Origin of the sequence: Thermogemmatispora sp., from assembly GCF_042408735.1 — a bacterium.
Classification (GTDB): Bacteria; Chloroflexota; Ktedonobacteria; order Ktedonobacterales; family Ktedonobacteraceae; genus Thermogemmatispora.
In genome coordinates this window covers 78,611-91,079 of record NZ_JBHOQV010000118.1, presented here as the reverse complement: position 1 = coordinate 91,079, position 12,469 = coordinate 78,611, and the positions used below count along the sequence as shown (strand labels likewise).

10 protein-coding genes are annotated in these 12,469 nt (G+C 61.7%); 6 read left to right on the top strand and 4 right to left on the bottom strand.

Features of this window, described 5'->3' with window-relative positions; genetic code table 11:
• Positions 1–607 precede the first annotated feature (607 nt).
• The 6 genes from ACFMO7_RS10560 to ACFMO7_RS10535 all read left to right on the top strand — a co-directional run bounded on the left by ACFMO7_RS10560 (position 608) and on the right by ACFMO7_RS10535 (position 7,169).
• Positions 608–1,468: a peptidylprolyl isomerase gene (locus ACFMO7_RS10560; protein ID WP_376795448.1), complete on the top strand. Its 861-nt coding sequence runs from the start codon at positions 608–610 to the stop codon at positions 1,466–1,468.
• 248 nt (positions 1,469–1,716) lie between these two features.
• Positions 1,717–2,199 (top strand): peptidylprolyl isomerase, encoded by a 483-nt coding sequence (locus ACFMO7_RS10555; RefSeq protein ID WP_376795447.1) that lies wholly within the window; start codon positions 1,717–1,719, stop codon positions 2,197–2,199.
• Positions 2,200–2,707: 508 nt separating this feature from the next.
• Entirely contained in the window at positions 2,708–3,319 is a 612-nt protein-coding gene (locus ACFMO7_RS10550) for an ECF transporter S component (RefSeq protein ID WP_376795446.1), read from the top strand.
• A gap of 229 nt (positions 3,320–3,548) precedes the next feature.
• Positions 3,549–5,378: an ABC transporter ATP-binding protein gene (locus ACFMO7_RS10545; RefSeq protein ID WP_376795445.1), complete on the top strand. Its 1,830-nt coding sequence runs from the start codon at positions 3,549–3,551 to the stop codon at positions 5,376–5,378.
• A complete protein-coding gene (locus ACFMO7_RS10540; RefSeq protein WP_376795444.1) occupies positions 5,369–6,187 on the top strand; it encodes an energy-coupling factor transporter transmembrane component T family protein in 819 nt (272 codons plus the stop codon). Before ACFMO7_RS10545 ends, ACFMO7_RS10540 begins: the two co-directional genes overlap by 10 nt.
• A 37-nt stretch (positions 6,188–6,224) precedes the next feature.
• Positions 6,225–7,169 carry a sucrase ferredoxin gene (locus ACFMO7_RS10535; RefSeq protein ID WP_376795443.1) on the top strand — a complete coding sequence of 315 codons (945 nt, stop codon included), beginning with the start codon at positions 6,225–6,227 and terminating at the stop codon, positions 7,167–7,169.
• Positions 7,170–7,448: 279 nt separating this feature from the next.
• On the opposite strand, the gene ACFMO7_RS10530 is transcribed toward ACFMO7_RS10535, so the two are convergent.
• The 4 genes from ACFMO7_RS10530 to ACFMO7_RS10515 all read right to left on the bottom strand — a co-directional run bounded on the left by ACFMO7_RS10530 (position 7,449) and on the right by ACFMO7_RS10515 (position 12,451).
• Complete coding sequence (locus ACFMO7_RS10530; RefSeq protein ID WP_376795442.1) at positions 7,449–8,141, bottom strand: hypothetical protein; 693 nt, start codon at positions 8,139–8,141, stop codon at positions 7,449–7,451.
• Between the two features lie 33 nt (positions 8,142–8,174).
• Positions 8,175–8,741: a signal peptidase I gene (gene lepB, locus ACFMO7_RS10525; RefSeq protein ID WP_376795441.1), complete on the bottom strand. Its 567-nt coding sequence runs from the start codon at positions 8,739–8,741 to the stop codon at positions 8,175–8,177.
• A 563-nt stretch (positions 8,742–9,304) separates the two neighbouring features.
• Positions 9,305–9,688, bottom strand: a complete 384-nt coding sequence (locus ACFMO7_RS10520; protein ID WP_376795440.1) for a CBS domain-containing protein — start codon at positions 9,686–9,688, stop codon at positions 9,305–9,307.
• A gap of 645 nt (positions 9,689–10,333) precedes the next feature.
• On the bottom strand, positions 10,334–12,451 hold the full coding sequence (locus tag ACFMO7_RS10515) for a glycosyltransferase (RefSeq protein WP_376795439.1): 2,118 nt from the start codon (positions 12,449–12,451) through the stop codon (positions 10,334–10,336).
• Positions 12,452–12,469 lie beyond the last annotated feature (18 nt).

Genomic DNA, 12,469 nt, shown 5'->3' with positions numbered 1-12,469 from the left:
GCCGGAGGTCCAGCCCGCACGGGCGCAGCGGGAAGGGAATCCCGTGTGTCTACACAGTGTAGCGAATCTTGTGCCCGAAAGCAAACAGCAGGCTAGCGCTGACGCTGTGGATATGTGGATATCCTGGGGGATAGCTCACGCTTGCGGCCCGCACGTATAGCTGAGTTAATTCCAGTTATCCCCCAGTTATCCACCGTCTGAGGGCAGTTATCCACAGCTATCCACAAACTTATCCACAAACTTATCCACATGGCCCAGTGGGCAAATCTTCCTATTCCTCGGGGGGCTGGCTCTCGAACCCCACCTATGGGGGAGGCCGGAAAGGGCTTGACCGGCAAGGAGCGGCAAGGTATCATAGCACCCAGACATCAGCGCTCTTTGTTTTAGCTGGCTGGCTAGCCGTTTGCCAGCCGGTCCTGCCCAGCCGCCGCTGCACAGGACAGGAAGGAGGGCAGGTACCCAGCCATGTCCAGCGCTGCCGCCGTCAACAGAACAGCCCTCACAGCAAGGACGCAGCTGAGCTGTTGATCTGGGCCTCAGCCCAGTCTTGCAATCCCGATTCTTTGCAAGCAAGCAAGATCTGAAAAAGGAGCAGTATTCAGACCCCATGCCAAAGACGAGCAAGCGCGCAGCCACGAGAAGAGCGGAAAAGATCGCCCGGGCGCACGCGACCAAACTGCCGGAAGCGCCTGCCCCCAGGAAGAAGGAGAAGCGCGGCCCTGGCTATACGCCCCCTAAACGGGGCCTGGCTCGCTACCCCTGGGCCGTCACTCTGACGATCCTAATTATTGCTGCCGCCATCGGCGCCATGTACTATTACAAGATCGGCCCTTTCGCTCCGCCGAAGCCGCAGCCGAAGAGCGCCGCCGTCTCCCCCTGTCTGAAGGTGGTCAAGCAGCTTACCGACACTTCGCCGGCCCCAACCGGGGAGGCTTTCAACAAGATCCAGCATACGTATAAGGCTGCGCCCGCGATGTCGATCAATCAGAATAAGATCTATTGCGCCGGCATCAATACGAATCGCGGCCTGATTGTGGTGGAGCTTGATCCGAAGCTGGCCCCCGAGACGGTCAACAACTTTGTCTTTTTAGCCCAGCACCACTTCTACGATGGGCTGAAGTTCCATCGCGTGGTGCCGAATTATATTATTCAGACCGGCGACCCCAAGGGCGATGGCAGCGGGGGACCAGGCTATACGCTGCCTGCCGAGCCGGTCAAGGGCAACTATACCGCCGGGACCGTGGCGATGGCCAAACCTAACACCGGCACCGCCAATAACGGTAGCCAGTTCTTTATTTGCGTCTCCGATCAGCCAGCGAAGGAATTGACGAAATCGTACAATCTCTTTGGCCATGTGGTCCAGGGCATGGATGTCGTGAAGAAGATCCAGGGTCCGGGCGATCAACCTTCTCAGAAGAATATTACGCCCGATGTCATTACCCATCTGGTGGTAGTGACTGCTCCTTAAGACAGGCTCACCAGGGACAGGCGGGCAGAGGGAGACCAGAGGGCGGGCCGGACAGAGCAGGCCAGGCCAATCCCGGCCCGCCTTCTTGCTTCTCTCGCTCGCCAGGCCCGCCCTTCGTCCAACCAGCTCGGGCCGGCAGCGCTTTGGCTGAGGGAGGGAGCGCCTGGAGAGCCTGGCGCACAGTCCGAGTACGCTGCTTCTCTCCGGCAGCGGCTCCTTGAGCATCTGAAAGTGAGGATCTGCTAACAATGCCAGCCAAACGACGTTATAGCGCTCCGCCCGCTATGCAGATCGATCCGCATCGGACCTATTATGCGACGATCAGCACGGCGAAGGGCGATATCCGCCTCCAGCTCTTTGCTGCCGAGGCCCCCCTGACGGTGAACAATTTTGTGGCTCTGGCCCGTGACGGCTTCTACGATGGCCTGACCTTTCATCGCGTGGTGCCCGGCTTTGTGATTCAAGGGGGTGACCCGCTCGGCAACGGCACCGGCGGGCCGGGCTATACGTTCCCGGATGAGCCGGTACGCCGCCCCTATAAGGCTGGCACCCTGGCAATGGCAAACGCTGGCCCGAATACGAACGGGTGCCAGTTCTTTATCTGCCTGGAGGATCAGCCGCGCCTCCCGCCGAACTATACGATCTTCGGCGAGACGCTCGCCGGCCTCGATGTGGTCCGCCGTATCCAGGTGGGCGATGTGATGCAGCGGGTGACGATCGAGGAGGGCTAGTCTCTCGCTCGCTGCTCTTCCGTCCCCGTGGCAGCCTTGCCCTTTGAGGAGAGGAATCACAGGCCAGACTGGCCCGGCCCTGCTTTCTGGCCCTCTCGGGTCGGACGCGATCCTCTCTTCAGGGGGTACGAGGACGGCCAGGCCCAATGCGCAAGGTCCGCCAGACCCACCTCAGTCAGCCCTTCTGATCTCCCAGCCTGCCCCTCTAAGCTGGCACTCAAGCCCTCCCACGCTCCTCTGTATGGCGCCTCTGGACACGTCAGCTTTTCTCAGCTTTCTTCTCCACGCGGCTGGCTGCCTTGCGAAAGCCAATGCCTTGATCAGTAGTTTTACTGATCTCCACATCCGCCGTCCTTATCTGGCCTTCAGCCTCTTGACAGCAGATATTAGCATGGCCTAATATCTTAGTAACGCAGTCGGATATTAGGTCTGCCTAATATCGGAAGGAGCAGCAACCAGTCCAGGCGAGGCACCAGCCCCGCCTTCACTATCAGAGGAGTATGACCGGATGAGCAGACAGACTGAGGTGAGTCAGCCGGCACGGCGCTGGCTGTCACTGTTGGCCTGGAGCACGCGCGATATTTTGATCCTGGCGGCCATCAGTGTCGTTTTCGGCATTCTGCTGGGTGCCTTGCTTTACCCATACATGTTGTCTGTGGTTCTTGGGCCAATTGTGGCTTGGGCCTGGGTTGGACTCTATATTTTGCCAGGTTTCTTCATCGCCTATGCTTTGCGCAGGCCGGGGGCGGCCTTCTTGATAGCCCTGCTCTACTGCTTTGTGAGCATGCCGATCTCGCCGTACGGGCCATCGATTATGATCACGGGCATTCTCTACGCCTGCTCCGGCGAGATCAGCGTGGCGCTCGGAACACGCTATCGCCATTTCGGTCTGCCGTGGATGGCATTGACGGGCTTTTTCGGCGGGATCGTCATGCTGGTGATCTATGCCATCTTCTATCCATCCTCCTTCCAGCTCGCGCTGCCTGTCTTGATCGGGGTGATCGCCATTACGCTCGTGAGCAGCACGCTGAGCGGCATTCTGGCCAAGTACCTGGGCGATGCGGCGGCGCGCACCGGTGTGCTGGCTGGAACGATCCGCCGTGAGCAGGATGAAATCTAACTCCCTACCTGTCCACCCGCATCCAGGGTGGTGAGACTGAGCCTATGGCTCTCCCTGTCGCGCCCAATCAGCGCTACCTCAGCCTCTCGCAGGGGCTGGTCGAAGCTGACCAGCCCCTCCCTGCCTTAGCCAGGGGTAGGGAGAGCGCTGGCTGCCCGGCAGGCAGATAGGCAGCCAGCATGGCAAGACGTTAGACAGCCAGGCAGGATGCTGGTAGAGGAGAAAGGTCATGACTGAGACAAGGACGGCCCTCATCGAGATCGAGGATCTGACGGTCAAGTATCCTGGACGGCGCGCACCGGCCCTGGAGCGGCTCCAACTTGAACTGCGCGCTGGTGAGACCGTGCTGCTGTTGGGCCCTTCGGGCAGTGGCAAAAGCACGCTGGCGCTCACCCTGAACGGGCTGATTCCCCACAGCGTCGGGAAGGTGCAGAGCGGTCGCGTGCGCGTGGCCGGCCTCGATACGCGCCAGACGACGGTTGCTACCCTGGCCCAGCGGGTAGGTTTGCTGTTTCAGGACCCGGAGGCGCAGTTTGTGATGTTCACAGTGGAGGATGAGATCGCCTTCGGGCTGGAAAATCTCTGCTTCTCACCAGAGGAGATGGAGCGTCGCATTAGCGAGAGTTTGCGTCTGGTGGGACTGACAGAGCTGCGCTATCGCCGCGTCGAGCAGCTCTCGGGGGGAGAGAAACAGCGGGTAGCCCTGGCGGCCCTCCTGGCGCTTGAGCCGGAGATTCTGGTCTTCGACGAGCCGACGGCTAATCTTGATCCTCAGGGGACACAAGAGGTCTTTGCTCTGCTGCGCCGCTGCAAGGAGGCGGGCCGCTACACGATTGTCCTGATCGAGCATCGCCTCGATGAGCTGATGGATCTGGTGGAGCGCATGGTAGTGCTCGGCAAGCGAGGCGAGGTGGTGGCGGACGGAGAGCCACGCGAGCTGCTGCGCAGCCAGCTCGGCACTCTCGAGGAGCTGGGGGTTTGGGTTCCCCAGGTAGCCAGGCTGGCCCACGCCCTCCAACAGCAAGGCTGGTCGCTCGAGCCGTTTCCTCTGACGCTGGCAGAGGCCGAGGCAGTTCTGAAGAAGCGGCTGCCTGGTCCCTCTCACCAGGTCCAATCGGTTGCCAGCCTCCAGGAGACTGAGCGCCAGCCAGACCCTCCTTCGGGCGGACCTGAGCATCCTCAGCGAGAGCCGGCAATTGAGGTCCGTTCTCTCTCGTACCAGAGCGGAGGACGACAGGTCTTGCGCGATATCCGGCTGGCGATTCCGCGCGGGGCCTTTCTGGCCCTGGTCGGCTCCAACGGCGCGGGCAAGACTACCCTGGCCCAGCACCTGGTCGGCATCTTGCAGCCGCCACGGGACTGTATCCGTCTGCTGGGCCGCGATATTACGACCATCCCGGCTCGTGAGCTGACGCGCCACGTCGGCTACGTTTTTCAGAATCCCGAGCACCAGTTTATTACGGAGGCGGTCGAGGATGAGGTGGCCTATGGATTGCGTGTCATGGGCCTGCCCGCGCCAGAGGTCGAGGCCCGGACGCGCCCGCTGTTGGAGCGCTTCGGCCTGCTGCCTCTGGCAAGAGCCAATCCCTTTACCCTGAGTCACGGCGAGAAGCGACGCCTGAGCGTGGCTACCATGCTGGCAATGGGACAGGAGATCCTCATCCTTGATGAGCCAACCTTCGGCCAGGATGAATACAATGCGACCGCCCTGCTGGAACTGCTCTGGCAGCTTCATAGCGAGGGACGGACGGTCGTCGTGATTACGCACGATATGTCTCTGGTGGCCACCTACGCCCAGTATGTGGCGGTCATGAAAAACGGCAGGCTGCTCTTTTACGGAACCCCAGCAGCCCTCTTTGCCCGAGAGGAGCTGGTGGCAGAAGCGCGTCTGGCGCTGCCCCCTCTGGCTCAACTGGCGCGCCGGCTCGGGTGGTCGGATCTGCTGACGCTGGAGGAGTTGCGTGAGCGCTGCCTGCAGGACGGAGCGGAGGCGGCCCTGAAGCCATTGGCTGGTTCCGAGGGAGCGGCTTCCGCAGGGGAGGGAAGAGCATGCAAGTGATCTACCAGGAAGGCGAGTCGCTGCTGCATCGCCTGAACCCGCTCAGCAAGGTTATCGCTCTGGTGCCCGTGGTGCTTTTCGTCGCTCTCACTACCGATCCCTGGCTGCCCCTGGCCTTCATGGTCCTGGCCAGCGCTACCATTCTGGGAGCGGCCCGAATCGCCCCAGGAACTTTCTGGCGCCTGCAGGCCCCTTTGACTCTCAGCCTTCTGGTCTTCATGGTCCTTTATCCCTTTATGGTGCGCGCCGAGCTGTTCGATCGGACGCCCGTCCTGCTCCGGCTGGGTCCGCTGGTGCTCTACCAGGGCGCGCTCTGGGCCGGTACGGCAGCCGTGCTGCGCGTCTATGCCATGTTCCTGCTGTCGCTCATCTTCATGTTCACCACCGACATCAGCGACTTTATCCGCGCTATGGTTCAGCAATGGCGCTTTCCCTACCGGCTCGGCTACGGCGTGCTGGCCGCCTTTCACTTCGTGCCCCTGCTGCAGGAGGAGTTCCGCCTCATCCAGGCAGCCCATCGCATTCGCGGCATCGAGACCCAGGGTGGGGCCAGAGTCCATCTCGAGCGCCTGCGCCGCTATCTGATCCCATTGCTGACAAGTGCCATCCGGCGGGCCGAGCGCACCGCTCTGGCAATGGAGAGCCGGGCCTTTGGGGCTTTGAAAGAGCGCTCCTATTTCCGACGTTTTCGCTTCAGCCGCACTGATTATCTATTCATTATCTGCTTCTGGTCGCTCTGCCTGCTGGTCATTGCGCTGTTCTGGCTGACCGGCTGGATGGGGCCGCTCTCCTTTACCAAGGAGCTATAGCCATGAGCAACTTCCTGGAAAGTGAGGAATATTGAGTGTGGTAGAACGCATCTTCTGCGCCCAGCTCTCTGAGGAGCGCCAGATACCCTTTCATGGTCTGGCGCCGCTGGCGAGAATCTGGGTGTTGGTTGAATATACAGGGGCCTGGGAGCGTTCGGCGGTGCTCTACAACGATCTACCTCTGCCAGCTCGTCGCTGGCTTGCAGAGGTAGCCCTGAGCTACGAGGCCAGGCAAAGTATGGCGGTTTTCATCCGGCGAGGGCCTCGCAGCAACGGGCCGCTGCGCTGCTTTGTGGCCATTACCTTGCCTGAGCGCCAGGCGCTCTACGCCTTCCAGCTCGCAAGCTACGAGGAGTTGCCCCAGCTTCCTCTGGAAGAGCTGGAGCAGGGAGCCGCCCACTACGACCGCTATCTGAGCGCCGAGCCGCTCTATCTGGTCTGCACTCACGGTAAACATGACCAATGCTGCGCCAAATTCGGCATGCCTGTCTATCGGGAAGCGGCTCGCCTGGCCGGTGAGCAGGTCTGGCAGTGCAGCCATATCGGCGGCGATCAGTTTGCCGCCAACCTGGTCTGCCTGCCACATGGCATCTACTATAGCCGCGTCAAGGTGCCGGAGGTAGCCAGCATTCTGGAGGCAGACCGCCAGGGACAGCTCTACCTGGAGAAATGTCGCGGGCGGGCCCTCTATCCTCAGCCCGTGCAGGCCGCCGAGCACTACCTGCGTCAGCGCACGGGTCTGCGCGGACTCGAGGCCCTGACCCTTTTAGAGGCACACCAGGATGGGGACTATCATCAGGTTCTCTTCCGCACACGCCACGACGGCGCCCTCCATAGCCTGCGCCTCAGCGAGCAGAACCAACCACTCGCCGCAGTCGAGGGCTGCCGCTGTAATCTGACTGGCAAACTGCTGCGGCAAGAATATTGCCTGCTTGAGCACCGGATCTACATCCCGCAGGCTCAGCAGGCGACCGTTGGCTAGATAGCCAGACAACTGCACTCCCTCTCTCTCACTCAGCTCTCTCGGAACCCCTTCCTCTCTTCCCTCGGCGCCAGGTCTGGGATGGCACGGCAGCCGAGGGGAGGGAAGGGAGGAGGGAGAAGAGAACAAGCCAGCAAGCGAAGAAGCCCGATCTGAGTGGCGAGTAAGCCAACGAGGCCGGCCTTGTCAGCCAGCCTCGCCTTCTTGACCTTCTTCTTCTTCTCCTTGCCCTCAGCAGCTATTCAAACCCCTGCTCTGGTTCAGCCGCTGCCTTGCTGGCTAGCTGTAGCCGACATAGTAAGGATGGCGGAGCGTTGCCAGCCAGGCTCCGAAGAGGGCGGCCAGCCCTTCCAACAGGCCGAGCAAAAACATAAAGATAACGGTGACCACGATCCCCCCAACGACCCCACCGAAAGTGATATTGCCCGTGGCAGGGGCGTTGCTGGGAAAGCCCGGAATATAGCGGGGCAGGAAGATCGCGCCCAGATAGTAGAGCACCCCGGCCAGGAAGCCCGCCAGAAAACCCAGGCTTCGCTGAACGGCCAGCTTGCCGACGATGAAACCCGCCACAGCGCAGATCACCAGGCTAAGGAAGATGATCAGGCCACAGAGGGTCGTGATCGAGACCGCGAGCTGATAGGCATTCTGGCCAGCGAGTTGCTGGGCGTTGCTGAAGAGCGAGGCATTGAAGAGGACAAAGGCGATATTCTCGGCGGCACAGAGCAGCCCGGCTACTGCCCCAACGATCAGCGTCGGCACCAGGCGGCCCCTGGGCAGCTCCGGCTCGCTTGGCTCCTCGCGCTGATGCATTCGGCGACGCCGCTCGTACTCCTCCTCATCCCTCTCTTCGCTCTGCTCGGGAAAGGGCGCGATATGGTGGCGATGACGACCGTGACGCTCCTCTTCCTCGATTTGGCCCCATTCTTCATCTTCATGCTGATGCAAAGGATAACGCTGCTCCGACTCGTTCATTGACGGCCTACTCCCTTGTTGACTGATAGATGCTCATTTGCTGGTCGTTTGCGGGTTGGCAGCAGGAATATGGGCAAAGACCGCCGGGTAGGTATTGATGACCTGCCATTTGCCAATAGGCCAGTAAACAGCAATGGCCTTGCCGACAATGTAGTTGCGCGGGACCACACCCCAGTTACGCGAGTCGTCGCTGTCGGGGCGATTGTCTCCCATCACAAAGTACTGATCTTTGCCCAGTTTCCAGATATTGGCAATAGCGTTGTAGGGGGCCTTGATATAGGGTTCGTTCAGCAGGACACCATTGACCCAGACATGGGTACTGTCGGTCCTAATGACATCTCCGGGAACGCCTATGATGCGCTTGATAAAGTCCTGGCGCGTGTCCAGCGGCCAATGAAAGACAATCACATCCCCACGCTCGGGTGGATGAAACAGATAGGCCAGCTTGTTGACAATAACGTTCTCGCCGTCGACCAGCGTAGGCTGCATGCTCACATTTTCCACATGGTAGTTCTGGATGGCAAGGCGCGTTACCAGGAAGAGGATCAGCGCCAGGGCTATGACCTCGAGAATATCGCGGGCAAGATGTGCTCGTTTCAAGACCGTTACCTCGCCTGTTCCGATCACCGCATGCGGGAGAACCAGTGCCGGCCTGCTGGCTCACGGCTCTTCTGGCTGGCGAGCTGGCTGGAAAGCCCAGGCAGCTCGCCAGTCGACCGGTCCGGCTCTCCGGCAAAAGCTGGCTTCTGCACTCTATAGACGACACGCTCTGTCTGGGCACATTATAGCGAAAGATTGGCGACTACCTTCATGTTGCCCTTCGATCGAAAGGGAAAGCAGCCCAATGGTACCAGCTTGCTTGCCTGCTGACAAACTGTCGCCGCCAGGTGCCGCTCCCCCGGGTTCCGCGGAAAAGGTGTCCGCGTGCCTCCGACCTCCTGTGGTCCGCGAAAGGCGGCCCACCTTCCCCCGAGGAGAGAGCGGTCAGGCCAGGCAGGACAAGGCTCTCCTCCCCTCCTCCTGGCTGGCCTGGGCAGAGCAGTGAGCCAGCCGGGCCAGGCGGCGGGCAAGCAGACAGACAGGCAATGCGCTGGCCAGGTCGACGCTCTTGCCCGGTAGTCCAGGCTCTTCAGCATTCCTATGATAGCACGGGTTGCCGCCTCTTACCAGTTGCGTACGATGAGGTGTCCAGCGGCTACGGCGTGGACAATGTCGGCCCGGCTCACAATGCCAACGAGCCGGCCATGTTCAACGACGGGGACACGCTTGATCTTGCGTTCGGAGAGCAAAGCGGCGATCTCTTCCAGTGGGGTTTCTTCGGAGACAACGATCAGCTCGTGGCTCATGATATCGGCGACGCGCAGGCCCTCACGATTGACCTTGCTGATAATGTCAGCCTCGGTGACCATGCCGATCAGCCGGCCATCGCTGTCAACAACCGGCGCGCCACTGATACGCTTTTGGTCCAGCAGCCGAGCAGCTTCCTGAGCACTGGCCTCAGGACGAATGGTGTAGACAGTGCGAGTCATGATGTCTCTGGCGATCATTGAGCACTCTCCTCCGCAGCTTTGCAGACAGAACGATGCACACGAACGAGCAGATGCTCCCACGCCCGACTCTGGTCAGGGCGGAGCCAGTCAGGCGACGATACCACGGCGTATCAGCATCTGCACTCTCACTGCTCTGTGAGGCTCAGCCGATGAGATGCAGACGAAACGAAACATGGATCAGCAGCAGGGTTCTCAAGCCCAGCTCGCCACGAACCACGATGGCGAGCCAGAGGAGCGCAGCACAGCGACGGCCCGGCAGGCAAGGAGAGCGTAACGAGCCAGGCCCAGTTCCACAAGCGAGCGGCAGACAACCAGAAGCAGAGGGAGGCCTCCGCTCGTCCCTATTGCTGATTGAGCGCCCGAGCGCGCGACGGATGCAAGATCAGAGTCAGCTCCACCGCCTGGCTGACCGCCCCGCCTCAGCGATAGATGGCTGCAGGCTCCGCCCCCAGTGAGCTGGTCGTGTTGGCGCCTGCTCCCCACCGTAGCAGGTTTCTCCGGCTGATCCCCCGCTGATACATTACCATACCGGGAGAGCGAGCGGCGAGGGTGCCGGTCCGCGGCGCCTCCCTCCGATCGCGAATCAACCCCAGAGAAGAAGCGAGGCGAGGCGAGGCGCAGCGCAGCGGCGGCCTTAGCAGGCTAGCAGCGAAAGCTCTCGTAGAGCTTGACGAGGTGGCGCGCGTAATCGCGCCAGCCGGCTACGGCCTCGAGCTGTGCCTCGGCACAGGTGGCGCGCAGTAGCTCCTGGACAGCGCAGGTTCGCACCTCAGCCAGGGCCCGCTCCAGATCAGCTTCGTCAGCCGCATGGTAGAAGACCACGCACTGCGAGGCGGGCAGGTCGGCGAAACAGGGAAGGGCCGGGGCCACGACAGCTCGCCCGTAGGAGAGAGCCAGCAGGGCCAGATCGAGGTTGCCTGCTCGCAGGTGCGAGCGATGAGGAAGCACCAGGGCATCGGCAGCCCCCAGATAGAGCGGAATATCTTCGTCAAGTGGGGGACGGGGGAAGAGATGCAAGGCGGGTATGCGGGCCGCCATCCTCCAGAGGCGCCTGGCCTGCGGGCGATCAGCCGGGGACCCGACAAGCAGCAAATGCGGTCCCTGCGAGACGTCCCCCGCTACGGGCATCAGCTTCTCCCAGTAGCGGCGAAAGCTCTCACAGAGACTCAGAACCTCCTCCTCGCTGTGCCAGGCAGCAAAGCAAAGGTAGACGTAAGGAACGTTAGTCGGAATTCCAAGGCGCCGATAGGCCTCGGCCCTCGGCAGGGGGGCGGCATAGTAGCCACGGAAACCCGCGGGGAGCAGGCCCATGGCCCGCTCCTGCAGGGAGCGCTCGGGATAGAAATCTTCGATGCGCTGCGTGGGAACCACAATGGCCTTAGCCTGGCTCAGCAGGAGATGCTCCAGCCAGCGACGCAGCAGAGGACGGAAGCCACGAGCAGTATGCCACCAGCCCCCGCTATCAGTCACGACCAGCGGTAGCCCCAAACGACGCGCAAGCCAGAGCCGCCACAGCAGATTGAGGCCACGCCTCAGCGGGAGGCACCAGGCCCCTGGATGCTGGAGCTGCACCACTCCGCAAGCCTGACCGTCTAGCCCACGGTGGCGCCAGAGCCAGGTCAGGGAGAGATTGGCCCGCTCAACCTGACAGGCCAGCCCTTCGCGCCGCAGGGCCTGGGCCAGCAAGAGGGTCGCCGCCTCACACTGGAGTCCCATAACCAACAGCACTGCCAGACTGCCTTCCTGGGGAAGCGGGCGCCAGAGCAGGCTTAAGCGCTGCTGGAAGCGTCCCCAGCAGCGGGCGCTCTCCATCGTCAGATACAGATGCTGGGACGAAGTGGCGCGGGCAATCAGTAGCTGGGGTTGCTCCCAAAGGCAGAGACGAGCAAGATGCTGCAGGTCGGCTAGCAAGGCTTTCCAGGAGAGGCAAGCGTTGCGCTCCTGGGGACCTTGGGCCAGGGCGGCACTCAGCTCCATAAGAACCTCGGATCGCCCTTGCCAGTAGGCATGGCCGATAAAAAAGGTGCGGCAGAGGCGGGCAGCATGGGCGCGATGGGCCACTAAGGCCCGCGGCTCATACCAGAGAGCATAGCCAGCAGCATGGAGCCGCCGGCAGAGGTCTTCCACTCCCAGGCGCGTCGGAACAGCTAAACGCTTGTCGAGGAGCGGCGAGAAACCTCCGACCGCCCGCAGAACAGAGACCTTTACGGAAAAGTTGCTGCTGCTCAAGCTCTGTGACTCTCTCAGCCGCAGACGTTCCTCGGCGGGAGCAAAATAGCCGAGCACGGGCAGCAGCTCATCGGTCAGCCAGTAGGGACGAGGCGCCTCCCAGTAGAGTTCGACCCGCCCGCCGACGGCGTCGGCCCCGGTCTCGCTGTAGGTCTGCAGAAGATACTCCAGGAAGCGCGGCGCGGCGAGAGCATCATCGTCAAGAAAGACAGCGATCTCTCCCCGCGCCACCTCCAGAGCCGCATTGCGCGCATAGGCCAGGCCGTTGCGCCGCTCGCTCAGACAGCGCACTTGCCAGTCACGCTCAGCAGGAGCCCGCGCCTGCAGGTAGCGCTGGAGAACGGAGGGCGTGCCATCCTGTGAGCCATTGTCTACCACAATCACCTCGTAGAGATGGCGCGCCAGCGTCTGACGCCGCAGGCTGGCCAGCGCTGAGAGCACGAGATTGCAACGGTTGTAGGTACAGAGTATAACGCTCAGCTGAGGGGAGCGGCCCTTGCCACGCTCGTTCCCTCCCACTTGCTTATGCATAGCCCCCTCCCTCCTGGT